Genomic DNA, 25,066 nt, shown 5'->3' with positions numbered 1-25,066 from the left:
CCCCCGCAGGTTCGAGTTTTCCAACGCCTTTTGGCCGGTGCAATCGCACCGGCTTTTTTATGCCCGTCACATTTGTCTGCGGCAGATGACGGCGACGTGATCGGCGACAACAAGCGCCTTTTGCATCTTCCCCCCCGATCCCCGACAATCCCGATACCTGTGAAGTGACGGGGATCCTTGAGGTTTTCCCGCGCTGACCCCTCTTTTGCTCTGGCGGGAATTGCCCATGTTTACCCTCTACCACTCCAATCAGCTGGATCTGCTCAAAGAGCTGCTGGTGAGCCGCATCCGGCAGGCGCCTCTCTCTCATCCTTTCGATCGCGAGCAGATCCTGGTGCAGAGCCCGGGCATGGCCCAGTGGCTCAAGCTGGAGCTGGCCAAGGCCTTCGGCATTGCCGCCAATATCGACTTTCCGCTGCCCGCCAGCTTTATCTGGGAGATGTTCACCCAGGTGCTGGCGGACGTGCCGCGCCAGAGCCCCTACAACAAGGGCGCCATGAGCTGGCAGCTGATGACCATTCTGCCCGCCCTGCTCGATCGCCCGGCCTTTGCGCCGCTGGCCGCCTATCTAGGCGGGGATGACGCAGATCCTGCCAAGGATCCCGAGCAGGTGCGGCTGTGGCAGCTCTGCCAGAAGGTGGCGGATCTGTTCGACCAGTATCTGGTCTACCGGCCGGACTGGATCGCCCGCTGGGAACAGGGGGAAGGGTTGAGCCAGGAGCTGGCCGGGGTGAGCGGGCAGGATTGGCAGCCCGAGCTGTGGCGCGAGCTGGTGGCCCGCACCCTGGCGCTGAGCCCAAGCGGCTACCACCGCGCCAACCTCTACGAGGAGTTTATCCACGAGCTGGCGCGTACCGCCACGCTGCCGGGCAAGCTGCCGCAGCGGGTCTTCGTGTTCGGCATCTCGGCACTGCCGCCGCGCTATGTGGAGGCGCTGCTGGCCCTCGGCAGCCGGCCGGAGGTGGAGGTGCACCTGTTCGTCACCAACCCCTGCCGCTACTACTGGGGCGACCTGCTGGACAGGAAAACCCTGGCACGCCTCGAGAACAAGCTCAAGCCCGGCACCGATATCGAGACCCTGCAGGGCCCCGCCAACCCGCTGCTCGCCTCCATGGGCAAGCTGGGGCGCGACTACCTGCACCAGCTGATGGAATTGGAGGTGCCGCAAATCGAGGCCTTCGTCGATATCGACGAGCTTGATGGCAAGGGCAATATCAAGCTGCTGCACGCCATCCAGAAGGATGTGCTGGAGCTGGCCGAACGGGGTGCCGGCCAGTTCGACCTTGACGCCAGCCACCACAAGAGCCCGCTCGATCCGGCCGATGGATCCCTGCAGATCCATGCCTGCCACGGCCCGATGCGCGAGCTCGAAGTGCTGCACGACCGGCTGCTGGCGCTGTTCGAACAGGATGCCTCTCTCACCCCGAAAGACGTGGTGGTGATGATGCCGGACGTGAACAGCTACGGTCCCTACATTCAGGCGGTGTTCGGCGCGCGCGGCCAGATCCCGTTTGCGGTGTCGGACCGGGCGGCGAGTCAGGAGAGCCCGCTGCTGCAAAGCTTCCTCGCCCTGCTCAGGCTGCCCAACGCCCGCTTCGGGGCGGGTGAGCTGCTCGCCATTCTCGAGGTGCCCGCCGTGCTGCGCCGCTTCGAGCTGGATGACGAGGAGTTCAACCAGCTGCGAGTCTGGGTGCAGGAGACCGGCATCCGCTGGGGGCTGGATGACTGCTACCCCGAGCGCTTCGATCTGCCGCGCCTCTCTGGCAACAGCTGGCTGTTCGGCCTGCGCCGCATGCTGCTCGGCTTTGCCATGGGTGACGGCGAGCCGGTGGCAGGGATCCTGCCCTATGCAGACATTGAAGGTCAGCAGGGGTTGGCGCTTGGCAAGCTAGCCTGGTTCGTCGATTCGCTGGCCGAATTCTTGCCCCGCCTGCAACAGGCGCAGCCGCTGGGGGAGTGGATCGCCTGCCTCAACGCGCTGCTGGAGCGCTTCTATCTGGCCGACGAGGATGAAGAGCGCCAGCTGCAACTGATCCGCAGCCAGCTGGCCGACTGGCTCGCCCAGCTTGGCGAGGCCCGCTTCGAGCAGCCCATCAGTGCCGACCTGTTGCAGGATTACCTCGGCAGCGTGCTGGGGGAGTCCCGCTCCAGCCAGCGCTTCCTCGCCGGTCAGGTCAACTTCTGTACCCTGATGCCGATGCGCTCCATCCCCTTCAAGCAGGTCTGCCTGCTCGGCATGAACGACGGCGTCTACCCGCGCACCTTGCCCCCCATGGGGTTTGACCTGATGGCAGTGGCGGGCCGGCGGGGGGATCGCTCCCGTCGTGACGATGACCGCTACCTGTTCCTCGAGGCGCTGCTCAGCGCCCAGCAGGGGCTCTACATCAGCTATCAGGGTTTCAGCGCCCAGGACAACAGCGACAAGGTACCCTCCGTGCTGTTGGCCGAACTCATCGACTATGTGCGGCAGGGCTTCGTGCTGGCGGGGGATGAGGATCTCGACGACGAAAGCTCCGGCAAGCGGCTGCTGGCGCACCTGATCACCCAGCATCCGCTCACCCCCTACAGCCACGCCTACTTCTATCCGGCGGCAGGCTCCGGCCTCTTTACCTATGCCGCCGACTGGCTGCCGGCCCTCCATCCGCAGCGCGGCGCGGCCAACTTCCAGAGCGGCGAGCTGCCTTTACCTCCCGAATGGGGCAAGGAGCAGGGGCTGGAGCTGGCGGAGCTGCTGCGTTTCTATCGCCAGCCCGCTCGCTACTTTCTCAACCGCCGCCTCAAGGTGTGGTTCGAGCTGAACGAGGCCAACATCGAGGAGAGCGAACCGTTCGAGCTGGACGGCCTGCAACATTATCAGCTGAAAGATCTGCTGCTCGATGCTCACCTGGCACAGGGGGACAGCGCCGTGCGTCGCGAGCGGCTGCAGCTCACCGGCCTGCTGCCGCAAGGGTGGTTCGGCAGCCTGCTGCTGGAGGATCTGGACGAGCAGATGGGCAAGCTGGCGGATCGGCTGCGGCCCTGGGTGGCGGCCAATGAGGCAGAGAAACAGGCGGTGGAGGTCGATATCGCGCTGGCCCAGGGTCAGCTGCAAGGGTGGCTCGACACCCAGAAGGGGCGCTTGCTGGTGGTGAAACCCGGCAGCTTCAACGGCAAGGATCTGTTGCTGGGCTGGATCCAGCACCTCTGCCTCGCTCTGAGCGACGCCCCCGGCGACACCCTGCTGTTCGACGCCAAGCAGAGTCTGCGGCTGGTCAGGCTCCCGGCCGACGAGGCGCGGCCCAAACTGGCGGCGCTGGTGGCGCTCTGGATGCAGGGGATGAAGCGGCCGCTGCCCTTCTTCCCGAGCACCGCCTGGGACTGGCTCAAGGCGATCGAGAAGGATCCGGAGAAACCGGAGGCGGCCGACAAGGCTGCCCTCACCCGCTTCAACGGTGGCTACATGGCCAAGGGGGAGGGGGAAGACGCCTATGTCGCCCGCTGCTTCCCGGAACTCGACGAGGCCGTGCTGGCCCAGCTGCAGGCGCTGGCCCGTGAACACCTGACCCCGCTGCTCAAGAGCCTGGAGGAGTTGCAATAATGGCCAACCCGCTCAATACCCTGCGTTTTCCCCTCTATGGCGAGCGGCTGATCGAGGCCTCTGCCGGCACCGGCAAGACCTACACCATCGCCGGTCTCTACCTGCGCCTGCTGCTGGGCCACGGCCCGCTTATCGAAGAGGGGGAAGACGCCGGTCAACCCAGCGCCCACGAGCGGCCGCTCTCGGTGACCGAGATCCTGGTGGTGACCTTTACCGAGGCGGCTACCGCCGAGCTGCGCGGCCGGATCCGCGCCCGCATCCATGAGGCACGGCTCGCCTTTATGCGCGGTAAGGTCGTCGATGAAGACAAAGACCCATTGTTAGCTGAGTTGCTGAAGGAGGTGGCGGATCACGAACTGGCGGCCCGCCGCCTGCTGGCCGCCGAACGGCAGATGGACGAGGCGGCGGTCTTCACCATCCACGGCTTCTGCCAGCGGATGCTGAAACAGAACGCCTTCGAGTCGGGCGCTCTCTTTGAAACCGAATTTCTCACCGACGACAGCCAGCTTCGGCTGCAGGCGGTGAGCGACTACTGGCGATCCGAGTTCTATCCGGTCGACAAGCCCCTCGCCAGCGCGGTGCGTGCGCTCTGGCCGAGCCCCGCCGCCCTGCTGCGGGAGATGGGCAGCTGGCTCGACAACAGCGAGCTGGAGATGCGCCCGCCGGCGGGGGACGAGACCCTGGCGGCGCGGCACAGCGTTGCCATGGCCCGCATTGAGGCGGTGAAGCGCGAGTGGCTGGCGCAAGGGGACGAGATCCGCCGCCAGACGGATGGGCAAGTAAGCCGCTACACCGGCAAGAACTACGAAGGCTGGCTTGCCAAGATAGCCGACTGGGCGCAGGACGAGCACAGCGGCTACGCCATTCCCAAGGAGCTGGAGCGCTTCGGCCAGACGGTGCTGGAGGAGAACCTCAAGAAGGGGGGCGCGGTGCCGACCCTGCCGCTGTTCAGCCAGATCGATGAACTGCTGGCGAGCCGTCCCGGCATTCGGGATCTCATCCTGCAACGGGCGGCGGTGGTGGTGCGCAGCCGGATGCAGGCCAGCAAGCGGCAAGCCCATCAGCTCTCGTTCGATGACCTGCTCAAAGACCTCGACGGCGCACTTGGCTCCGGCCTTGGCGAGCGGTTGTGCGAGCGGATTCGCGCCACCTATCGGGTGGCGATGATCGATGAATTTCAGGATACCGACCCCCAGCAGTACCGCATCTTCCACCGGCTTTACGGTGGCCACACGGACACGGCGCTCTTGATGATCGGTGACCCCAAGCAGGCCATCTACGGCTTTCGCGGCGCCGACATCTTTACCTACATTCAGGCGCGGCGAAATGTGAGCGCCCACTACACCCTCGGGCGCAACTGGCGCTCCAGCCGCGCGCTGGTGGCGGCGGTCAACGGCCTGTTCGAGCGGGCCAAGGATCCGTTTATCTACGAGGCGGATATCCCCTTCCTGCCGGTGGAGGCGCAGGGCAAGAGCAAGGCGCTGCAGCTGGATGGCGAAGCCGCACCCGTGCTCCACTGCTGGCAGCTGAGCGGCCAACCCACCTTCAACAAGGGGGATTACCAGAGCCGGATGGCCCGCTCCACGGCGGTGGAGATCCACCGCCTGCTGACCCTGGCTCGCACGGGCAAGGCGCAGATTGGCGATCAGCCGGTGAAGGCCGGAGATATCGCCGTGCTGGTGCGCACCGGTGCCGAGGGCAAGCTGGTGCAGCAGGAGCTGGCACGGCTCGCCATCGCCTCCGTCTACCTGTCGAATCGCGAAAGCGTGCTGGCGCAGGTAGAAGCGCGGGAGATCCTGCTCATTCTGCACGCCTGCCAGAACCCGGGGGAGGAGCGCAGCCTTAGGGCGGCGCTCGCCACCGGGCTGTTCGATCTGGATGCCAAGGCGCTCGACGAGCTCGCCAGTGACGAGCGGGCGTGGGAGAGCGCGGTGCAGGAGTTTATGGAGTACCGCAAGATCTGGCACAAGCGCGGCGTGCTGGCCATGCTGCGCTCCCTGCTGCACCGACGCAATCTCGCCTCCTCCCTGCTGGCGAGCCCGAATGGCGAGCGGCGGCTGACCAACTTCCTCCACCTCGGCGAGCTGCTGCAACAGGTGAGCTGCGAGCTGGACGGCGAATATGCCCTGCTGCGCTGGCTGGGGGAGGCGGCGAGTTGCCCCGACGGTCAGGATGCGGAGCAGGTACTGCGCCTCGAATCCGAGCGCAAGCTGGTGCAGATCGTCACCATCCACAAATCCAAGGGGCTGGAGTATCCGCTGGTGTTCCTGCCCTTCATCTGCAGCCACCGCGCTGCCGATACCCCGCTGTTCCACGAAGCGGATGGGGCGGGCAATCGCACCGTGCTCGATCTGACCGGCGCCGAGGAATCCCTGGCCGAGGCCGACCGGGAGCGGCTTGCCGAAGACCTGCGGCTGCTCTATGTGGCGCTGACCCGGGGCGTTTACGCCACCTGGCTGGGGCTGGCGCCGGTGCGCTCCGGCAATGGCAAGTCGGAGCAGACCGACCTGCACCAGACCGCCATCGGCTACCTGCTGCAAAAGGGTGAGGAGGGGGATGCCACCACCCTGGCGACTGCCCTGACCGAGCTGGCGCAGGCGCTGCCCGGGGTGGCTGTCGGTGAGCCCTCGCTCACCCGCCCGGCCCCCATGGCGGCGGAGGAGGAGCAACTGGGTGAGCCGCAGGTGCGCCACTTTACCGGCACCCTTGAGCGGGATTGGTGGATCAGCTCCTACTCCGGGTTGGCGGCGCAGGGCCACGGCCACAGCAAGGGGGTCTTGGCCAATCCCGGCTTCGATGACGAGGTGGTGACCGAGGCGGCTGCATTGGCTTCCGAGCAACCGGAAGAGGCGCCCCAACCTTCCATCTTCACCTTCCCGAAAGGGGCGCGCCCCGGCACCTTGCTGCACAGCCTGTTCGAGACCATCGACTTTCAGAGCGCCGGCGGCGAGCCGCTGGCGGAGCACATCGCCACCCTGCTGGCGCAGGACGGCTTCGACGAAAGCTGGGCGCCCGTGCTGCAACAGCAGGTGGAGGCGGTGCTCAATACCCCGCTGGAAACGGGCTTTGGCGAGCCGGTGCGGCTGCGGGATCTGGCCCCCGAGCGCAAGCAGGTGGAGCTGGAGTTCTTCCTGCCCATGGGGCGGGTGACGGCACCAGCGCTGACCGCGCTCTGCCAGCAGCACGACCCGCTGTCACGCGGCAACAAGCCGCTCAGCTTTGCCACCGTGCAGGGGATGCTCAAGGGCTTTATTGACCTGGTGTTCGAGTGGCAGGGGCGCTGGTATCTGCTCGACTACAAATCCAACCACCTCGGCATGAGCCCGGCCGATTACAGCCGTTCGGCGCTGGAGCAGGCAATGGCCGAGCACCGCTACGACCTGCAATACCAGCTCTACTCGCTGGCCCTGCACCGGCTGCTGGCCCTGCGCCTGCCGGGCTACGACTTCGAGCAGCACTTTGGCGGGGTCTTCTATCTGTTCCTGCGCGGCATGCCGCAGGGTGGGATTTTCCATACCCGCCCCAGCCGTGAGCTGGTGCAGGGGCTGGATCGGTTGTTTAGCGAGGGGGCAGCGCCCGCCCTCGCCGGGGTATCGGATAACGGGGTAGAAGCATGAACGGCACCATGATGATTGAACGGCTCAAGGCTCTGGCGCTGGCGGGGCGCATCCGCCAGCTGGATCTGCAATTTGCCAAACTGGTGGCCGATCTGGGTGGCAGCCCAGAGCTGGTGCTGGGGGCGGCGCTCGCCTGCTTCGAGCTGGGGCGCGGCCATGTCTGTCTACCGCTGGAGATGCTGACAGCCGGATCCCTGCGCCCGTTCGGGCTGGATCCGGATCAGAGTCGGGATCTGCTGGCCGATCTGGCGGATCCTGCCCGCTGGCCCGCCCTGTTTGCAGAGAGTCCGCTGGTTGGCACCGAGCAGGATGAGGGGCTCGCCCCGCGCTGGCCGCTGCGGCTGTGGCACGGGCGGCTCTACCTCACCCGCTACCACGATCATGAGCAGGGGGTGGCCCGTCATCTGCGCGCTTTGAGTGAACGTGCCGAATGGCCGGAGATCGCCCCGGCCCTGTCGCGGCTGTTTGCCCGCGACTACGGCCTGGTGTTCGGGGCGCTGCTCAAGGCCCGCCTCGCCCCCGATTTCTCGGCCCGCCACTTTATCGAAAAGTATCTGGATCTGGTGTTCCCGAGCGAGGTGGATTGGCCCGCCATCGAAGGGCTGCTGGCCAGTGCCCAGGCGGCGAGCGATTTGAGCAAGCTGGATGCGCTGGTGCCCGAGGCACTCTGCTGCAACGGCCAGAAGCTGGCGGCGGCCACCGCGGCGGCGCGCCCCTTTGCGGTCATCTCGGGTGGCCCCGGCACCGGCAAGACCACCACGGTCGCCAAACTGCTCGCCATTCTGGTGGAGACCGGCCTGCAGGCAGGCAAGGCCCCGGCGATCCGGCTGGTGGCCCCCACCGGCAAGGCGGCGGCGCGCCTAACCGAGAGTATCGGCTCTGCCCTGCAGGCCCTCGATCTGCCCCCCGAGTGGGTGGAGGCGATCCCCACCGAGGCAGGCACCTTGCACCGGCTGCTCGGGGTGATCCCGGGGCGCAGCCAGTTCCGCCACCACGCGGGCAACCCGCTTCACCTCGACTTGCTGGTGGTGGATGAGGCCTCCATGGTGGATCTGCCGATGATGGCGCGCCTGCTCGATGCGCTGCCAAGCCACGCTCGCCTGATCCTGCTTGGCGACAAGGATCAGCTCGCCTCGGTGGAGGCGGGGGCCGTGCTCGGCGATATCTGCAGCTTTATCGAACAGGGCATCAGCCCCGCCCAGGCGGACTGGCTCTCCCGCCAGACCGGCTACCGCTTGCAGGGCTCGCCCGCGGGGGCGCCGGTGCGCGACAGCCTCTGTTTGCTGGCCAAGAGCTGGCGCTTTGATCAGCATTCCGGCATCGGCCAGCTGGCGCGTGCCTGCAACAGCGGCGATGCTACGGCGGTGGAGGCTGTCTGGGGCGCAGGATTTGCCGATATCAGCCTGCACCCCTGGGCGGGGGAGGCCTACGATGCCCTGATTGCCCAGGGGGTGGCCGGTTATGGTGCCTATCTGAAGGCGGCCCGCGCGGGGGAAGCGCCTGCCGCCGTATTCAAGGCATTCAACAGCTTCCAGATCCTCTGTGCCCTGCGCGATGGCCCGTTCGGGGTGCTGGGGCTTAACGAGCGGCTCGAACTGGCCCTGTCACGGGCCGGCCTGATTGCCCGCGATGGCGACTGGTATGCCGGTCGCCCGGTGATGGTGGTGCGCAACGACCATGGCGTTGGCCTCTACAACGGTGATATGGGGCTCTGCCTGCCCGATGAAACCGGGCGGCTCAAGGTCTGGTTTGAGCAGCCGGATGGCACCCTGCGTGCCTTGCTGCCAAGCCGTTTGCCGCCCCACGAGACGGTCTACGCCATGACCATCCACAAATCCCAGGGTTCCGAGTTTGCCCATACCGTGCTGGTGCTGCCCGACAGCCCCAGCCCGCTGTTGACCCGTGAGCTGGTCTATACCGGCATCACCCGCGCCAAGGCGCGGCTCGATCTCTACGGCGATCGCGCCCTGCTGGCACAGGCGGTACGGAAAAAGACCGAGCGTTATTCCGGATTGGCGGAGAGGTTGGGGGAGTGATTTATTGGATGGCGGTAAAGGGATTTACTGCTGTTGGATAAGTTTTTTCATGAGTGTTTTGGTCGGTGTGAATATCTCATAAGCAGGTAGTAATGGAGGGTTTATGTCATATGCTCTAATAGATAATGCTTCTTTGACTGCTGTAGATAGGGTTTTGGGTAAGATCGTCATTAATAATTCAGATGCTATAAATGGAGACTTAGTCGCATTTGAAAACATGATTCAAGCAATACTTTTTTATGATGATTTGATATGTATTGATAACTACAAGAAAGAATATAAGGCTGAAAGAGCTATAGACTTTAATTTTATTAGGTTTTTATCACCGACTGATACTGGGCTTGCTGATATTGAAAAAATGGCACAGGCAGAAGCAAGACTGATTCAACCAAAACTGAAAGGTGGTGGATTTGCTGATGATGATTTTCGAGAGCTCATCGACTTACTAAAATTGAATATGATCTGTACGTGGGATATTCGCTCCAGTGTATATTATTTGACAATAAAGATGCTTGGTGAGCCTTATACCGAAGAATATACTAAATACAGTGAGTTAAGTGCTGCAATATTCAGTGAATTATCCGATGCAAGTACAACAAAAGGTTTTTGGTCAACCAAAACAGAAGTTATTAGTCGAGAAAGTGGGAACATTACAAAGCAACTGGAAATGTTCATTGCTTCTTTAAACTGGTTAGCATTCAAATCAATTTACTACAGCATGGCAGCGAAACATCTAAGAGCTGATACATTCATTCATCCAATCAGGCATGCTTATCAATTACATTGGATGAGAAAAACGGGTGCATTTGGTCATGACTTTTCTGCGAAACTAATTTCAAGTCTATCTGACAGAATCTCAACAACAGTCTCGGAAGTCATAGACTATGGTCGTTCCACGACAGTCAGCTTGGATATTCCTATTTTTAGCGTATGGCTTGCTAGGGAGGCTGGTGGAATTGAGCATGTGATTAATGCTGCTCTTGAGCTAAAAAAATCAGACCATTTTATGGTTGCTAGAAATGTCATGAGGGAAATAAAGATATCTTATGATGAAGGAGGAATATCTAATGGTCATCACAAAGTCGCGAAACTATCTAAAGAGTTAGATATGATTTCTGGTGATTTAAAAAGAAAGTATGGTGTACCTTCTTCTCAAGGTATTCAAGGGAGTTTCTTAATAAAAGTATTTAATTCGGTTTCTGGATTAGCGGGTGGGCCTATTCTTCCTGAAAAAAACTTTGTAATAAGTATGCCAAGTTTTTTGCAAGGTAGCACAACCAAGGCTTTTTCAATAATCTTTAAAAATATTGCTAATGAGCTTACATCAATGGAGCGACTGGGAGGGCATAGAGATCTGTTATCAGCTGGTTTTAAAATAGATGAAAAAAATTATTCTAGGCCAAAGACTGAAGATCCTAGGTTTCGTTGGAGAGGTTCATGGTGGAAGCAGCCTATGTAGTTTGGTATCTCGTATTTTTAGCTTTGCAGGCTCAGCACCAACCTACCGATTGTGTAGGTTGTGGCTGAACAAAGCGAAGCCCAACGTTTACCGCGAACTCTTTTTTTCCTGCCCCTCATCCCCAACCCTTCTCCCGGAAGGGGAGAAGGGAGCAATGCCGTTACCTTCGTCCGATTACGCTTCGCTAATCGAACCTACGTGACTGATGGTATTGCGGTTAGCCGAACCGGTGTGGTGAGCGATCATATCTCAGGTGCTGCTTTATCCCCTCTTCCGTGGGGAGGGGGTGAGGGGATCTTTCAGGTATTAGATGGTCAGCTCCAGCCGATTGCCTTCCGGGTCGAGGAAGGTGCTCTCGTAATAGCCGTCGCCGGTCCAGCGGGGGCCGTCCAGGTGTTTTACATCGGCGCCCTTGAGCAGCTTGAGACGGGCAGTCATCTTGTCCACCTCCTCCACGCTGCCGAGGGAGAAGGCGAGGTGGGCCAGCCCCTGCAACGGGTGTGGCAGATGCAGATCCGCCGGAAACAGGATGGGGGTATGCATCAGCTCCAAGTTGGCGCCCCCTTCGAAACGCACGAAGTAAGAGCTGAATTGTTTGCTCGGATTGTGGTAGCGCTCATTGGCCTGCCCGCCAAACAGGGTGCAGTAGAATGTTGTGAGCGCCTCCAGATCCTGCGCCCAGATGGCGACGTGATGGATATGCATGGCTGGTCTCCTGTGACTCGATGCCCTTGATGCTATGCTGGGGCCTAATCCTTCGACATGGCTGAGCCCGTCCTGATGATGTCTGAAACTGCCAACACCGAGATTATCGATGTCTCCCCCGACTGCCGCGAGCAGATCTGTTGTGACAGCTTGCTGCCGGCCCTCGCACAGGAGCAGGTGTGGCTGGCGGGCTATTCCCGCCTCAAGACCCGCTACCGCATCGCGCGCCGCTTTGCCGATATGCACTGTTTTCTGCTGACCCTGGGCGGCGAGGGGGAGGTGCAGGTGGGGGATCGCCGCGAGCGGTTGCAGGTGGGCGAGTGGGCGCTGGTCCCGGCCGGGGAGCCGCTCTGCTATCAGCTTGGTGAGCAGCTTAGTGAGCAGGTTAATGAGCCGTTGGATCAGCCGTTGAGTGAGACGGGCGAGTGGGCGCTGGTATGGCTGCTGTTGCGCAAGGATTCCCCCTGGGATGCCTTCGCCAGCCACCCCCGGCTTGGCTGCACCTCCCAGCAGGCCACCGTGCTGCGCACGATCGAGAACCTCTATGCGGAGCAGGAGCGCCATCAGGACCCACTGCTCAGCGCCTTGCTGGTAGAGCAGCTTGGCTTCTACCTGCGCCGCTTGCTGCAAAAGGGGGAGGGGCAGCGGCGTGGCGAGCGGCTGGCGCTGCGCCTCGAATTGCTGCTCAAAGAGGCGCTGACCGAGCCGTGGGACATAGCGCGCATGGCCGGCGCCCTGCACCTCTCCGAGCGCCAGCTCTACCGGCTCTGCCAGCAGCACTTTGCGCTGGCGCCCATGGCGCTGCTGCAACGGCTGCGGCTGCAGCGGGCGGCGCTCCTGCTGGCCAGCCGGGCCGACTCGGTGAAGCTGCTGGCCGAGCAGTGCGGCTTCAAGAACGAGTACCACTTCTCCACCGCCTTCAAACGTCAGCATGGCCTGGCGCCCAGCCACTATCGCAGCCTGCATCATCCCGCCTTTAAAACCGGACAAGGGTGAAATATTGAGCCACACTGGTTGCTACTGTTATTCAGACGAACCCGATTGCGGCCGATAACCGGAACAAGCGGGGCGGTTTTCATCGATCAACGGATAGCGGGCTGTGCAGCCGTCTGCCGCTGTCATTTCTCAACATCAGACTGGAATGCCCCGTACCCTGCGGGGCGGCAAGACAAGGATGGTCTCCATGCTGCAGGACAGCGACACGATCAGGATCTCGGACGTCAGCGAGGCCGTGATACACGGTATTCTGGCGGTGGTGAGCGACGGGATCTGGGACTGGAATGCCAACACCGGCTTCGTCTATCGCAACCCTGGCTGGTATCAGATGCTGGGCTACGAAGCCCACTCCCTTGGCAACAACGTCTTCACCTGGGAGAGCGTGATCCACCCCGACGACATGGATCGGGTGATGGCCAGCTTCGATGCCTACCTGAGCGGCGCCGCCCCCGACTACCGGGTCGAGTATCGCTGCCGCAGTCGCGCCGGCGACTATATCTGGATTGAGGATTGCGGCCGCGTCATCGCCCGCAATCCGGATGGGTCGGTGGCCCGGATGATCGGCGCCCATCGCAACATCCACGCCCAGAAGCTGCTGCTGGAGCAGCTGGAGCGGCGCAATCACACCCTGGAGCAGCAGATTGCCGAGCGCACCGCCGAACTGGTGCGGCTCAACGAGGCGTTGCAGCAGAAGGCGGGGGAGAATCGCCAGCTGGCGGAGACCGATGCCCTGACCGGTGCCGCCAGCCGCTACCGGCTGGAGCGGGCCATCCGCCAGGAGTGCGAACGGGCCAAGCGCTTTCACCAGCCCTTCTCCGTCATCGCCATGGACGTGGATGACTTCAAGCAGATCAACGACAACCACGGCCACCACGCCGGGGATCAGACCCTGATCAACATAGTGGCGCTGGTGCGCAGCCACATCCGTGGAATAGACCTGATTGCCCGCTGGGGTGGCGATGAATTCATGGTGGTGCTGCCCAATACCGACCGGCTTGATGGCCGGCTGGTGGCCGACAAGCTGCGGGAGCTGCTGGTGCAGTCGCGGGTCTGCCAGCACTTCGACATCACCATGAGCTTCGGGCTGGCCGAGTACCAGCCGGACGAGCCCATGAGCCAGCTGATGGTGCGGGTGGATCGGGCCCTCTACCAGGCCAAGCTGACGGGCAAGAACCAGATCTGCGAATAGTCCGTCCATAGCCGGCGTCGGCGGTCCGGCGAGCTCGCCACCATGTCGGATTATTCTGGTTATCCCCCCCGAATGCGTCTTGACCGCACCCTCATCTTGACTCCGTACGAGTACGCTGGTCTGATGCGCGCTCTTTAATCCCCCGCGAGAGATGAAACGATGAAAAAGAGCATCCTGGTTGCCCTGACTGCACTGCCGCTGATGGCCAACGCCGGTCTGATGGATTCCCTGACCGACACAGTGACCAGCAGCGTGACCAGCACTGCCAAAGAGATGGCCGGCTCCGCCATGGACAGCGCCTCCAATGAAGCGATCAAGAAGGCGCTGGACATCAAGGAAGGCGGCTCCAACAAGCAGGCCATCAAGGACAAGCTGGGCGCACCGGCCAGTACCAAGACCGAAGCCGGTCTGGAAGTGTGGACCTATGACCTGGGCGCCCTGAACAAGGTATCTCCCATGCTGGCAGAGACCTCCAAGACCCTGTTCAAGGATGCCGAAGCCGCTCAGAAGAACGTGCTTATCAAGTTCGAAGGCGAGACCGTCAAGACCCTGAACCTTGTCGACAAGACCAAGGCTTGAGTCTGAACGACGTGCATGAAAAAAGGGGCCCACGGGCCCCTTTTTGCTGCTTGTCGAATTACTGATGCGCTTCGGCGAACTGCTTCATCGCTTCGGCGTGCTTGGTCATGCCGTCGGCGCGCAGGCTCAGGTTTTTCACGAACTCGGCTTTCTTGGCCGGATCTTCGATCTTGTCGTAACGCTGCTGCAGGTGAGTCTGGATCTGCTCCGGCGTCATGTTCTGCATGCGGGCCATCTTGTCGTGGCGACCGCCATGGTGCTTGCCGCCCATCATGCCGCTGCCATCCATCGGGCAGTCGGTCATCATGCCTGGCTGGGCGGTGGTGACGGCTTCGCTGGCGGCATAGGCGCCGAGCGGCAGGCCAAGGATCAGGGTGGCGGTCAGCAGGGTCTTGGTCAGTTTTTTCATGGTCTATCTCCTTGCGGATTGAGTTCGGGGTCGGCTTGCTCGCCTTGACCCTAAGTAAACACCAGACTGGTGTCTGAACTTTGCCAGTTGAAGCCTATTTTGTAGCAGAGTGTGACACGGTGACGCTGTACAGGGCTTGACCGGGCGCATGTCGGACGGGAAATAAAAATACCCCGTCAGCGTCGCCCGCTGGCGGGGTATTTTTAGGCTGGGGCCGGCTTAGCGCTGGCGACCGCTGCCGACGCTGTAGGGCATGCGATAGCTGCTGCTCTCACCGTCCAGGCTGAGGGTCAGGTCACCCTGGGCCCGCATCGGCAGACGCACCTGTTGCATCCCCTGCAACTCGGCAGGCACCCGTTTGAGCACGTCGCCGGTGGCGTTGCGGATCACCAGAGTGGGGTGTGCCTCATTGCTGCTGACGGCGTCGTGCCAGTTGACGAACAGCAGGCCGGGGGCGGCACTGACGTCGGCGGGCAGGGCGGCCTGGGCCAGGCCGGTGTGGGCCAGGCCGGCCAGCATTAACAGAGTCAGGCTCTTGTTGATCATGATATTGGTCTCCTTGGTATGACTCGCCGCAAGATGGCGGCAGAAAAGTCAGGGTGCGCAGCCGCCGCCTGGCGGCCACACATCATGACGAAGGGGATTCGGTTGCTCCCTTGGCATCGCCGCGGCCGGGGGCCATGTCGGCGGAGGATGTCTGCTGGTGGTCCGGGGGGCTCGCCGGTTGGGTTGAGCTGCCGTTCGCCTTTCTGGCAAGGGCTTCGCTGGCGGCAAAGGCCAGCAGCAAGGGGGTGGTGAGGGCCAGCATGGCCTGTCTACTCCTGCAACCGATGGGATGGCCACAGTAAACAGCCGGCTTGTGTCTCAACTTTGCCGAACGGGCGCTTTTTTGTAGCAGAGTGTGGCATCTTGCTGATCTGGCACACTTTGACACAAACCGCCCGGCAGATTTTCGTATACTCGTGCCAGCTCTAACAGGAGAGGCCTCATGAACCAAAGCAGCACCCACATTCTGGTGGTCGACGATCACAGCGAGATCCGCGATCTGCTGAAGCGTTTTCTGGAACAGCACGGCCTGCGGGTCAGTTGTGCCCGGGATGGCAAGGAGATGAAGCGGCTGCTGGAGGAGCGGGAGTTCGATCTGCTGGTGCTGGATCTGATGATGCCGGGAGAAGACGGCCTGACCCTGTGCCGCGAGCTGCGGGCCAAGTCCAGTCTGCCGATCATCATGCTCACCGCCATGGGGGAGGAGACCGACCGCATCATAGGGCTGGAGATGGGGGCCGACGACTACCTCGCCAAGCCGTTCAATCCGCGCGAGCTGCTGGCCCGCATCAAGGCGGTGATGCGCCGCACCCAGGTCGAGCCGCAGCCGGCGGCCGAAACGCTGACCCGGGATCTGCGCTTCGATCGCTGGCTGCTCGACATCAACCGGCGCGAGCTGGTGGATGAGGAAGGAGTGGGCCTGAGCCTCTCCACCGCCGAATTCGACCTGCTGCGGGTCTTTCTGGAACGGCCGCAGCGGGTGCTGAGCCGGGATCAACTGCTGGATCTGGCCCGTGGCCGCGAGGCAGTGGCGTTCGACCGGGCCATCGACACCCTGGTGAGCCGGCTGCGGCGCAAGCTGGAGCGGGATCCCAAGAACCCGGAGCTGATCAAGACCATCTGGGGCGGCGGTTACCTGTTCGCCGCCGATGTGACCCAGGTATAAGGCCGTGGGGATCCTCAAGCGTGGCTGGTCGAAACTGTGGCCCAAGGGGCTGACCGGCCAGATCATCCTGGTGGCGCTGGCCGGGCTGGTGTTGATCCAGCTGCTCAGCATCCAGATCTACCGTACGGATCGGGAGGAGGCGCTCGGCTACATCAACAGCCGCAACGCCATGCAGCGCATCGTCTCCGTGGTGCGGCTGCTGGCCCTCTCTCCCCCCTCCCTCTATGACGAGATCATCAAGGCGAGCCGCAGCGAGACCTTGCTGCTGCGCATCGCCGACGAGCCGCTGCAACCGGACAACCGCAGTCCCCGCTTCGAGCAGCTGGTGCGCTCCCGGCTGGGTTACCCCTCGACCCTGATGGTGGAGATCAGCGCCGAGCTCAAGCAGGATGCCCAGCGCAGCCGCGCCTGGCAGCACCACAGCCGGATGATGAAGGATCGCAAGGGGATGCCGCCACCGCAGGACATGCGGCTGTACGGCTCCATCCAGCTGCCACGCGGTGGCTGGCTGCAGTTCAGCTCGCTGGTGGACAAGGAGTCGGCCAGCTGGTCCTGGCAGACCACCCTCAACCTGATGCTGGTGGCGAGCCTGGTGATCGGCCTGATGATCTGGCTGTTCCGCCGCGCCACCCTGCCGCTCAAGCAGTTGGCCGCCAACGCGGATCGACTCGGCCGTGGCGAGGACATAGAGCCACTGCGGGAAGAGGGGCCGACCGAGGTGCGCGAATCCATCCAGGCCTTCAACCGCATGCACACTCGGCTCGACCGTTTCGTGCAGGACCGCACCCGGATGCTGGCGGCCATCTCCCACGATCTGCGCACCCCCATCACCAGCCTGCGGCTGCGCACCGAGTTTCTGGACGAGGGGGAGGACAAGGATCGGATCCAGCAGACCCTGCAGCAGATGGAGCAGATGCTGGCAGCGACCCTCAGCTTTGCCCGGGAGGAGGGGCAGCAGGAGGCGACTCGGGAGCTGGATCTGGTCAGCCTGCTGGAGAGCCTGTGCGACGACTATGCCGACACCGGCCAGCCGGTCACCTGCCTGGCCGAGGGCAAGCAGGTCTACGCCTGTCGCGCCAATACCCTGCGCCGGGTACTGCAAAACCTCATCGGCAACGCCATCAAGTACGCCGGCAGTGCAGAGGTGTCGCTGGAGCGTACCGACAGCGAGCTGGTGATCCGGGTCTGTGATCAGGGGCCCGGCATCGATCCGGCCAGGCTGGAGGACGTGTTCAAGCCGTTCGTGCGACTCGACGAGGCCCGCAACACCGAATCCGGCAGCGTGGGGCTGGGGCTCTCCATCGCCCGCACCCTGGTGCACCAGCACGGCGGCGAGCTGACCCTGCACAACCGCGAGCAGGGCGGGCTGGAAGCGCGCATCAGCCTGCCGCTGTAAGAGCGGCGGGAGCAGGGCGGGGAGGGTGGCGACGAGCCGCCTCCCCGTTTTTTATCTTGCACTTATCTGACTGAAATCACGCCTATTTCATACTCGCTCATGCTTGTTCTTCTATGCTGAAGGTGGCGATAATCGATGGCCGCACAGACGGCCAAACAGCAAGGTTGGTGCAGGGATGGCGGGCGATTCTGGTTTTCGGTGGCGAGTCTGGTGCGGGGTGTGGTTGTTGCTCTTGGCACAGGCGTGGCCCGTGTTGGCAAATACGCCGCCCAAGCCGCTCATCGTGACCAACTCCAAGGCCTGGCAGCCCTTCTCCTACCTCAATGAAGAGGGGGAACCCGATGGCCTGCTGATCGATCTGTGGCGCGAATATGGCAGGGTCACCGGTCGCCCGATCCAGTTCAAGCTGGTGGACTGGCAGGCCTCGCTGGACCTGGTTCGCAACGGCCAGGCCGATGTCCATGGCGGCCTGCTCTGGTCGCCGGAGCGCAATCTGGTCTACGACTACGGTCAGGCCCTCTCACATGTCGACTCCCAGCTCTTCTTCGCCAACTCCCTGCGCGGCTCGGACGTGAACTACTACCTGCTGCACGAGAGCGTGGGGGTGGTGACGGGGGGCTACGAGGAGTACTACGCCCGCAAGCACTTCCCCACCACGCGCCTGCGTACCTTCGATGACAACGACGCCATGCTGCGTGCGGCCTTCAGCGGCGAACTGGATGCTTTCATCGCCGATCTGCAGGTAGCCAACTTCTACATCTACACCTCGGCGGATCCCACCCGTTTCATCCCGGTACGCCATCTCTACAGCGACGAGATCCGCTTCGCCGTCGCCAAGGGCAACCAGGCGCTGCAGCAGGAGCTGGAGCAGGGCTTCTCCCGCATCGGCGAGGCGGATCGGGAACGGATCGTCCGCAAGTGGATGCACATCGAGACCGTCTACCCGGTCCACCTCTGGCCCTGGCTGCTGGCCATCGGCGGCCTGGTGCTGATGGCCTACATCATCCAGTTGCGGCGGGCGGTGGCCAGCCGTACCGCCGAGCTTATTCAGGCCAACGCCAGACTGGAGCGCCTTGCCGGCACCGACTCCATGACCGGCATCCTCAACCGGCGCGCCTTTTTGCCACTGCTGGAGCAGCGGCTGGCCAGCGGTCAGGCCTCGGCCCTGCTGCTGTTCGATCTCGATCGCTTCAAGGGGATCAACGATCACTTCGGTCACGGGGTCGGGGACGAGGTGTTGTCGGCCATGGTGGCGCAGGTACAGCGGGTGCTGCCCGCCAGCGCCCTGTTTGCCCGTATCGGCGGGGAGGAGTTTTGCATCAGCCTGCTGGTGGCGGACATGGCGACGCTGCAGCAGTGGGCTGCCCGGATCGGGCGGGAGGTGAATAGCCACAAGTTGCCAACCAGCGCCGGTGCGCTCGGCATCTCCATCAGCACGGGGGCGGTGTGGGTGCCGGCAGGGGGCGGGGCGGAAGGTCGACGGGTGTTGTTGCAGGCGGATCAGCTGATGTATGGCGCCAAATCGCAGGGGCGCAACACCTGGCTGGCGGCCAGCTACGTGAAAGAGGCGGCTGGCGAGGCGGGGGAATAAAAAACCGCCGCCCAAGTCGGGCGGCGGCGTGTCATCAGAAGTTGTAGGTCATGCCCAAGGTGTAGCGGCGACCATCCAGCACGGTACCGAAGCTGGTGTAATCCACTGTCTTGTCGAACAGGTTATAGACGCCGGCGGTGACATCCAGGTGTTCGTTGGCCTTGTAGACCAGACCGGTGTCGAAGAAGGTGTAGGAGGGGGTGCCCTCGGCCATCTTGACCCGGCTCAGGTAATCAGAGGTCTTGCTGCGGAAGTTGACCCGTGACCAGAGGCTGACGGTCTCGGTGGTCTGCCAGTCGACCGTGGTGTTGAACATGTGGCGCGGCATCTGGTTCAGCGGCTTGCCTTCCATCGCCCCACTCTTCTGTTCGGACTGGGTGAAGGTGTAGCTGGAGGCCAGCGACCAGGCGTCGTTGATGGTCCAGTTGGCCGTGCCTTCCACCCCGCGCATGTTCGCCTTGTCGACGTTGATGCGATCGCTGATGAAGTCATAGGTGTGACCGTTCAGGGTGCAGGAGGGGTTGCTCTTGCTTTCGCAGCGGCGGATCTCGGAGATCTTGTCTTCGAAGTCGGTATTGAACAGGGTCAGCCCTGTGTTCAAGCCTTGTTGACCATCCCACAGCAGGGCGATCTCCTGGCTCACGCTGGTTTCCGGTTTCAGCTCCGGGCTGCCGACCAGCATGCCGTCCTGAGTGCCACCGCCGGTGGCCTGGCCCCAGTTGGCGGCCGACATGCGCAGATCCGGTGAACGATAGCCGGTGGAGACGCCCCCTTTCAGCGTCCAGGACTCGGCCAGGTGCCAGACCCCGTACAGACGCGGGCTCCAGTGGGTGCCGTAGTTCTGGTCCTGATCCATCCGCACGCCGCCGGTCAGGGCGAAGGTGTCGGTCAGCGACCACTCATCTTCCACGAACATGGCCCAGCTCCAGCGGGTCAGCTGATTGGCGCGGTTGGCCACGTTGAGCTGGTTGCCCTGATCCTGCAGATCCTCGTAGCGGTACTGGCCACCCACGCTCAGATAGTGAGCCCCCAGTTCAAACTGGGTGTGGGTATCGGCGATGGTGTTGATGAGCTTCATCTGACGGCCGGGGTTGGTGTTCTCTTCCCGCTGCAGGTAGCTGGTAGAGGAGCCGAAGTCATAGCGGCCGTCGTGGGTGATGGCGAAGTTGGTGCGCTCGTAGGTGCTCAGGCTGGGTTTTGACTTGGCCGAGAGCGATTCACCCGGCGTGCGGTTGCGATCCTGCAGGCCGCGACTGGCCTCGAAATCGAAGCGGTTGTGCTCGTCCGGGGTCAGGCTGAAGACGGCCGTACCGCTGCGCATCTCCTGCTCGGCGAACCCGTTCTGGAACTGATCCTCGCCACGGTGGGAGAGCTGGCCGTTCACCCGCATCCCCAGCAGTCCATCCACCAGAGCGCCGGCGGTATAGGCGTTGGTCTGGAAGATGTCGCCGGACTCCTTGTTCTCCTGGAAGGTCGAGTCGGCATGCAGCGAGCCCTGCCAGGCCGTCATGCTGGCGGTCTTGCGGGTGATGACGTTGATGACGCCGCCCATGGCGTCAGAGCCGTAGCGGGAGGACATGGGGCCACGCACCACTTCGATCCGCTCGATCGCCTGCAGCGGCGGCAGCCAGCCCTGCTCGATGCCGGGGCCGTCGCTGTTGGGACGGGTGCCACGGCTGTCGACCCGTTTGCCGTCGACCAGCATCAGCGTGTACTTGGAGCCCATGCCACGAATGCTGATATCGCTGCTGCTGCCACCGCCGGTGATCACTACCCCGGGCACATCCTTCAGGGCGTCGGTCACGTCGCGATAGGCGCGTTTCTCCAATTGCTCGCGGGTCACCACCGAGATGGAGGCGGCGGTATCCTCGATCTTCTGCTGGAAGCCGGAGGCGGTCACGACCATGACCTCCTGCTCGGCGGCATAGGCGTGTGATGCGAGGGCGGCGAGAATGAGCGTGGTCAGCTTGTTGCGGTGCATTGTTATCATGTTGGCCTGAACTCTTTTAGTAAGAAGATGCATTCATCCTTTGGGTGAATCGATGGGGCGGTTTCATCGCATCCCGCGTGAAACCAGGACCAGAAAAGGTTCAATTGGATAATCACCAAGTCGGTCGGCAGGCATTGTAGTGATCGCTGGATGATGTGTAAATGATAATTAATCTCATTAATATTGTGCGGTTATCCTCTCACCAGCAGATGCGGGATGAGGAGCATGTGTGGCGCGGTGACGGGAAGAGGGGGCGGGACAGTGAGAAGGCTGAGAGGGTCGGCAGAGGGGGAATGGCAAATGGCAGACAACAAAAAACCCGCCGAAGCGGGTTTTTTCAATTCTTGCAGCGGATCGTACCAGCCGGCATGAGCAGGCGGACCGGATCCCCGGCTTGAATTACAGAGCTACTACGTTAGCAGCAGCCGGGCCTTTCTGGCCTTGCTCGATGGTGAACTCAACGCGCTGACCTTCGTCCAGGGTCTTGAAGCCCGGGGTCTGGATGGCGGAGAAGTGAACGAACACGTCTTTGCTGCCGTCGGTCGGGGAGATGAAGCCAAAACCTTTCTCGGCGTTGAAGAACTTGACGGTACCAGTCATTTTGTTGGACATGATAATTTCCTTAAATAGTGTTTAAAGTGCCAAATGGCAATCTATGATTTTTCGTCAGCAATACGTATGGGGAGCACTAAAGAAGGAGAATTATTTGATAAGAAGAATCATGGATAATTCTTATACTAATCGCTGCTTTACTAAAATGACTGCCTAACATAACCAGGTCTGAACTACCGAACCATCGCAAAAGATTAAAACATGCCCATTTTCTTAAAGCAAATTTTATCTCGCTGCGAGTGGTCGGATATCGACGCAGCGACTCCCGGTGTGGGTGTCTGCAGTGCAGGATCCTGCGCCGTTGCAGGCCGCTGGACACACCATGGCAGAGGGTTGTTCTCCGCCATGGTGTGAGTTGGCTGGTTGAGGTCGGTGGCGCTTGAGCGTGGGGATTGGCCGTCAGCGTTTGCTGCGAAACTTGTTGCTGACGGAATCCACCCAGCTGAATGTCTCTGGCAACACCTGCTTGCTGGCTCGTTCCTTGGCCTTTTCCCGTGCCAGTTTGGCGGCCACTTTGGCGGCGGCAGCACGGTCTGCGACTATCTTGAGTCTGCCTTCCTCGCGGATGCGGTTGCGTTCGGCATTGCTCAGTTGATGATCTGCATTGGCCTGTGCTTTTTGGAGCAGCAGGGTGATCTCGGCCTTTTCGGCATCGGTGAGGTCCTTCATTTCCAACTTTTTCACGGCGTGCTCCTGATGGCGGGAATAGTCCACCCTACCACACCTGCCGGCCGTTTATTGCACAATCGACACCGTTTTCGAATACCGGCCCATCGGATGGTTGTTGCCGAAGGGAATGGCCTGCCGCATCCCCCTCGCACGGCTCAGCGCCGTTAACCATGCCCGCTCGGTTCAACATGGATCAGCACGACTGCGTGGGGGAGGTGTCGCATGATGCCCTGCTCTATCCGATCGCAGATGGCGTGGGAGTGCTCTATGCTCATCTCTTTTGGCAAGGTCAGGTGGAAGTCGATGTGACGACGGCGTCCGGCCTGCCGGCTGCGCAGATCGTGAAAGCCGCCATGCTCCGGGCAGCACTCCTCGATCACTTGGGTGGTGATAGCCAGCTCTTCCTCGTTCATGCTGTGGTCCAGCAGGGGTTGGAAGGCCTGCTTCAGCATGGCGATCGCCTCCTTGAGGATGAACAGGGCGACACAGATGGCAACAATGGGGTCAAGCAGATAGAGGTTGTAGCCCAGTCTGGCGGCAATCCAGATACCGAGCAGGCCGACGGCGACCCCGAGCGAGGTCAGTACGTCAGCCTTCAGATGCAGTGCATCGGCGGCCAGGGCCACGGACTCTTCCTCCTTGGCCACCCGGTAGAGGTAGGCGGAGACGCCAGTGTTGACCAGCGCCGAGAACAGCATGACCAGCACACCGAGCCCCACCCCCTCGATCGGGGTTGGCGTGATCAATTTGCCGACGGCCTCGAATATTATCCAGCCGGCTGCCAGCAGGATCAGCAGCGCTTCGATCACGCCGGAGACGTTTTCAATTTTGTCATGGCCGTAGGGGTGGCGTTGGTCGGGAGGAATATCCGATTTACGTACGGCCACCAGCGCGATCAATGCCGCCACCAGGTCCATGGCCGAGTGAATGGCCTCGGAAATAATACTGACGGATCCGCTCAGTATGCCGGCAAATATCTTCATGATAATCAAGGTGATATTGGAGCAAACTGAGACCAAGGCCGCTCTGGTTTTTCTGGTCATGGGACGTCCTTATTCTCGCTGGAATATTTTCACAAATAGGGCTGGATAATATCAGCTTGTCCTGTGTGGCGCTGCTTTGGGTTGTAACTTTTTGTTTCTGGCGATAGTGAGAATGCTTATCTAAATTATCTCTCATTATTTAAAGAGAATTCATTTTGGCATTCAGTGCTTTATTTCATGCCGCCATGAAATAAACCTGTTTGGCGTTATTTTATAAGGAATATATCGCTTCTCCGGCCGTTCATTCCCCAGCCGGATCGGGTCAGCGGAAGCGGGTGAACACCTGCTGCCACTGGGTGATGGGATGAGGGTGGATTCTTGCGCAAGATTAGGGGTATGCTGGACTGAGTGCGATCGCAGGATCGTCACTGAAAGCGTACTGTAGTCTACGATTCGGATGGCATGCTGGAACCTGGGTTCCAACTGTCTGGGTAACATTTTTGGAGTTTGATGATGAGTAACAAAGAACATCACAACGGCAAAGATGCCAAGAAAAAACCGCAGATGTCACTGAAAGAGAAGCGCGAAGCCAAACGTCAGAAAGCAGATCTGAAAAATGGCGGCGCGATGAAGTAACGCTCCCCATGCTGTAGTTCCTTTGGAGCCAGTAACAAAAAGCCAGCCTTTTCGGGCTGGCTTTTATGTTTTCAGGAGGCTCAGGGCGTGGCCCCGTAGCGGGCAAATATTTGCTGATAACGGCCATCGGCTCGCATGGCATCGAGCCGGCGATCGAACCAGCGCTGCTGCGCCGCCTTGCGAAAGGCAAAATGGTAGTGAGTCGGAGCAAACAGATCGTATTGCCGGACCCGGCCGGGAGCATAGAGCTCGGCCCCATATTTGCTGTTGGCCAGCTGTGCCAGATAGTAATAAAAAACCCGCTGCTCCAGGATCACCGCATCCACCCGCCCCAGCATCAACCTGTGCACCTGCCCCTGCTGTTTGGCGACCTCCTCGTAACGGGAATTCTGGTCAGCCATGCTGGCAAAGGCACCTCCCAGCACCTGACGGGCACGCTGGAAGGCACTCACCCTCAGCGTCTTCATGTCGTCCAGGGTGCTGATGTGGGTTTTATTGAGGGTGAACACCCGATTGTGGAAGGCGATCACCGGCTGCGACAGGAAGACGTCGTGCAACATGCCGGGTTTGACGTTGATGATGGCATCGAGCTTGCCGGACTCCAGCATGCGGAAGGTGCGCTCCAGCGGCAGATATTCGAATTGAGGCTCATAGCCGCTGTCCCGAAAGGCCTCTCTCATCAGGTCGAGCTCGATCCCGCGACCCTCTTCTTCGATCACATAGGGCGGAATGGCGAAGCTGACCCCCACTCGCAATGGCTCGCCGGCCAGCAGCAAGGATGGCAGCAACAGGGTGGCGCAAGCCGCCACGTACAACAAGATTCGATACCAAGACCCCCCCCGGTGTCAGAATAGTTGTCGCCTGACCTGAACCATTTAAAAGTGAAGACCGGGGGCGGATAAAGAGTGTCG

The 25,066-nt window shown here is 61.5% G+C and carries 20 protein-coding genes; 11 read left to right on the top strand and 9 right to left on the bottom strand.

From position 1 onward, the window contains the following. Nucleotides 1-226: 226 nt before the first annotated feature. The 4 genes from recC to OKC29_RS19605 all read left to right on the top strand — a co-directional run bounded on the left by recC (nt 227) and on the right by OKC29_RS19605 (nt 10,689). Nucleotides 227-3,577, top strand: a complete 3,351-nt coding sequence (gene recC, locus OKC29_RS19620; RefSeq protein WP_073352022.1) for an exodeoxyribonuclease V subunit gamma — start codon at nt 227-229, stop codon at nt 3,575-3,577. Beyond that, entirely contained in the window at nt 3,577-7,194 is a 3,618-nt protein-coding gene (gene recB / locus OKC29_RS19615) for an exodeoxyribonuclease V subunit beta (RefSeq protein WP_073352021.1), read from the top strand. Before recC ends, recB begins: the two co-directional genes overlap by 1 nt. After that, on the top strand, nt 7,191-9,230 hold the full coding sequence (gene recD / locus OKC29_RS19610) for an exodeoxyribonuclease V subunit alpha (protein WP_073352019.1): 2,040 nt from the start codon (nt 7,191-7,193) through the stop codon (nt 9,228-9,230). Before recB ends, recD begins: the two co-directional genes overlap by 4 nt. A 103-nt stretch (nt 9,231-9,333) precedes the next feature. Beyond that, complete coding sequence (locus OKC29_RS19605; RefSeq protein ID WP_073352017.1) at nt 9,334-10,689, top strand: hypothetical protein; 1,356 nt, start codon at nt 9,334-9,336, stop codon at nt 10,687-10,689. Between the two features lie 306 nt (nt 10,690-10,995). Here the strand turns inward: OKC29_RS19605 and OKC29_RS19600 are convergent, their stop codons facing one another. Further along, nucleotides 10,996-11,394 (bottom strand): VOC family protein, encoded by a 399-nt coding sequence (locus tag OKC29_RS19600; protein ID WP_073352015.1) that lies wholly within the window; start codon nt 11,392-11,394, stop codon nt 10,996-10,998. Between the two features lie 75 nt (nt 11,395-11,469). Here OKC29_RS19600 and OKC29_RS19595 point away from each other — a divergent pair, with 75 nt between their 5' ends. The 3 genes from OKC29_RS19595 (at nt 11,470) to OKC29_RS19585 (ending at nt 14,158) form a co-directional block, all read left to right on the top strand. Next, a complete protein-coding gene (locus OKC29_RS19595; protein WP_162275785.1) occupies nt 11,470-12,390 on the top strand; it encodes a helix-turn-helix transcriptional regulator in 921 nt (306 codons plus the stop codon). Between the two features lie 187 nt (nt 12,391-12,577). Beyond that, nucleotides 12,578-13,579 carry a sensor domain-containing diguanylate cyclase gene (locus tag OKC29_RS19590; protein ID WP_073352012.1) on the top strand — a complete coding sequence of 334 codons (1,002 nt, stop codon included), beginning with the start codon at nt 12,578-12,580 and terminating at the stop codon, nt 13,577-13,579. A 159-nt stretch (nt 13,580-13,738) separates the two neighbouring features. Continuing rightward, the gene (locus OKC29_RS19585) at nt 13,739-14,158 is read left to right on the top strand and encodes a hypothetical protein (protein WP_011707651.1); all 420 of its coding nucleotides are present in this window, start codon (nt 13,739-13,741) and stop codon (nt 14,156-14,158) included. A 58-nt stretch (nt 14,159-14,216) separates the two neighbouring features. Here the strand turns inward: OKC29_RS19585 and OKC29_RS19580 are convergent, their stop codons facing one another. From OKC29_RS19580 to OKC29_RS19570, 3 genes are all read right to left on the bottom strand, one after another. Then, entirely contained in the window at nt 14,217-14,567 is a 351-nt protein-coding gene (locus tag OKC29_RS19580; protein WP_011707650.1) for a hypothetical protein, read from the bottom strand. A gap of 219 nt (nt 14,568-14,786) precedes the next feature. Beyond that, nucleotides 14,787-15,113 carry a hypothetical protein gene (locus tag OKC29_RS19575; protein WP_011707649.1) on the bottom strand — a complete coding sequence of 109 codons (327 nt, stop codon included), beginning with the start codon at nt 15,111-15,113 and terminating at the stop codon, nt 14,787-14,789. Between the two features lie 82 nt (nt 15,114-15,195). Further along, nucleotides 15,196-15,375 carry a hypothetical protein gene (locus OKC29_RS19570; RefSeq protein ID WP_073352010.1) on the bottom strand — a complete coding sequence of 60 codons (180 nt, stop codon included), beginning with the start codon at nt 15,373-15,375 and terminating at the stop codon, nt 15,196-15,198. A gap of 180 nt (nt 15,376-15,555) precedes the next feature. Between OKC29_RS19570 and OKC29_RS19565 the strand changes: the two genes are divergently transcribed. The 3 genes from OKC29_RS19565 to OKC29_RS19555 all read left to right on the top strand — a co-directional run bounded on the left by OKC29_RS19565 (nt 15,556) and on the right by OKC29_RS19555 (nt 19,265). Continuing rightward, nucleotides 15,556-16,278 carry a response regulator gene (locus tag OKC29_RS19565; protein WP_011707648.1) on the top strand — a complete coding sequence of 241 codons (723 nt, stop codon included), beginning with the start codon at nt 15,556-15,558 and terminating at the stop codon, nt 16,276-16,278. 4 nt (nt 16,279-16,282) lie between these two features. After that, nucleotides 16,283-17,674 carry an ATP-binding protein gene (locus OKC29_RS19560; protein WP_073352008.1) on the top strand — a complete coding sequence of 464 codons (1,392 nt, stop codon included), beginning with the start codon at nt 16,283-16,285 and terminating at the stop codon, nt 17,672-17,674. A 103-nt stretch (nt 17,675-17,777) separates the two neighbouring features. Then, nucleotides 17,778-19,265 (top strand): transporter substrate-binding domain-containing diguanylate cyclase, encoded by a 1,488-nt coding sequence (locus tag OKC29_RS19555; protein WP_073352007.1) that lies wholly within the window; start codon nt 17,778-17,780, stop codon nt 19,263-19,265. Between the two features lie 34 nt (nt 19,266-19,299). Here the strand turns inward: OKC29_RS19555 and OKC29_RS19550 are convergent, their stop codons facing one another. From OKC29_RS19550 to OKC29_RS19535, 4 genes are all read right to left on the bottom strand, one after another. Further along, on the bottom strand, nt 19,300-21,246 hold the full coding sequence (locus OKC29_RS19550) for a ligand-gated channel protein (protein ID WP_043166158.1): 1,947 nt from the start codon (nt 21,244-21,246) through the stop codon (nt 19,300-19,302). A gap of 408 nt (nt 21,247-21,654) precedes the next feature. Continuing rightward, on the bottom strand, nt 21,655-21,867 hold the full coding sequence (cspE, locus tag OKC29_RS19545; RefSeq protein WP_011707644.1) for a transcription antiterminator/RNA stability regulator CspE: 213 nt from the start codon (nt 21,865-21,867) through the stop codon (nt 21,655-21,657). A gap of 399 nt (nt 21,868-22,266) precedes the next feature. Beyond that, nucleotides 22,267-22,551 carry a DUF3811 domain-containing protein gene (locus OKC29_RS19540; RefSeq protein WP_024946369.1) on the bottom strand — a complete coding sequence of 95 codons (285 nt, stop codon included), beginning with the start codon at nt 22,549-22,551 and terminating at the stop codon, nt 22,267-22,269. A 149-nt stretch (nt 22,552-22,700) separates the two neighbouring features. After that, on the bottom strand, nt 22,701-23,579 hold the full coding sequence (locus OKC29_RS19535; protein ID WP_073352004.1) for a cation diffusion facilitator family transporter: 879 nt from the start codon (nt 23,577-23,579) through the stop codon (nt 22,701-22,703). Between the two features lie 453 nt (nt 23,580-24,032). Here OKC29_RS19535 and OKC29_RS19530 point away from each other — a divergent pair, with 453 nt between their 5' ends. After that, nucleotides 24,033-24,155 (top strand): hypothetical protein, encoded by a 123-nt coding sequence (locus OKC29_RS19530; protein WP_011707641.1) that lies wholly within the window; start codon nt 24,033-24,035, stop codon nt 24,153-24,155. 80 nt (nt 24,156-24,235) lie between these two features. On the opposite strand, the gene OKC29_RS19525 is transcribed toward OKC29_RS19530, so the two are convergent. Further along, nucleotides 24,236-24,976 carry a substrate-binding periplasmic protein gene (locus OKC29_RS19525; RefSeq protein ID WP_442866132.1) on the bottom strand — a complete coding sequence of 247 codons (741 nt, stop codon included), beginning with the start codon at nt 24,974-24,976 and terminating at the stop codon, nt 24,236-24,238. Nucleotides 24,977-25,066: the final 90 nt, after the last annotated feature.

It is taken from the genome of Aeromonas sp. QDB34, from assembly GCF_027705405.1.
Lineage (GTDB): Bacteria > Pseudomonadota > Gammaproteobacteria > Enterobacterales > Aeromonadaceae > Aeromonas > Aeromonas hydrophila.
This window is presented reverse-complemented; position numbering and strand designations above follow the sequence as displayed.

What these genes read in the sequence shown, in the direction of transcription:
- recC (WP_073352022.1), top strand. Translation starts at nt 227, where the DNA reads ATGTTTACCCTCTACCACTCCAATCAGCTGGATCTGCTCAAAGAGCTG.
- recB (WP_073352021.1), top strand. Translation starts at nt 3,577, where the DNA reads ATGGCCAACCCGCTCAATACCCTGCGTTTTCCCCTCTATGGCGAGCGG.
- recD (WP_073352019.1), top strand. Translation starts at nt 7,191, where the DNA reads ATGAACGGCACCATGATGATTGAACGGCTCAAGGCTCTGGCGCTGGCG.
- OKC29_RS19605 (WP_073352017.1), top strand. Translation starts at nt 9,334, where the DNA reads ATGTCATATGCTCTAATAGATAATGCTTCTTTGACTGCTGTAGATAGG.
- OKC29_RS19600 (WP_073352015.1), bottom strand. Translation starts at nt 11,394, where the DNA reads ATGCATATCCATCACGTCGCCATCTGGGCGCAGGATCTGGAGGCGCTC.
- OKC29_RS19595 (WP_162275785.1), top strand. Translation starts at nt 11,470, where the DNA reads ATGATGTCTGAAACTGCCAACACCGAGATTATCGATGTCTCCCCCGAC.
- OKC29_RS19590 (WP_073352012.1), top strand. Translation starts at nt 12,578, where the DNA reads ATGCTGCAGGACAGCGACACGATCAGGATCTCGGACGTCAGCGAGGCC.
- OKC29_RS19585 (WP_011707651.1), top strand. Translation starts at nt 13,739, where the DNA reads ATGAAAAAGAGCATCCTGGTTGCCCTGACTGCACTGCCGCTGATGGCC.
- OKC29_RS19580 (WP_011707650.1), bottom strand. Translation starts at nt 14,567, where the DNA reads ATGAAAAAACTGACCAAGACCCTGCTGACCGCCACCCTGATCCTTGGC.
- OKC29_RS19575 (WP_011707649.1), bottom strand. Translation starts at nt 15,113, where the DNA reads ATGATCAACAAGAGCCTGACTCTGTTAATGCTGGCCGGCCTGGCCCAC.
- OKC29_RS19570 (WP_073352010.1), bottom strand. Translation starts at nt 15,375, where the DNA reads ATGCTGGCCCTCACCACCCCCTTGCTGCTGGCCTTTGCCGCCAGCGAA.
- OKC29_RS19565 (WP_011707648.1), top strand. Translation starts at nt 15,556, where the DNA reads ATGAACCAAAGCAGCACCCACATTCTGGTGGTCGACGATCACAGCGAG.
- OKC29_RS19550 (WP_043166158.1), bottom strand. Translation starts at nt 21,246, where the DNA reads ATGCACCGCAACAAGCTGACCACGCTCATTCTCGCCGCCCTCGCATCA.
- cspE (WP_011707644.1), bottom strand. Translation starts at nt 21,867, where the DNA reads ATGTCCAACAAAATGACTGGTACCGTCAAGTTCTTCAACGCCGAGAAA.
- OKC29_RS19535 (WP_073352004.1), bottom strand. Translation starts at nt 23,579, where the DNA reads ATGACCAGAAAAACCAGAGCGGCCTTGGTCTCAGTTTGCTCCAATATC.
- OKC29_RS19530 (WP_011707641.1), top strand. Translation starts at nt 24,033, where the DNA reads ATGAGTAACAAAGAACATCACAACGGCAAAGATGCCAAGAAAAAACCG.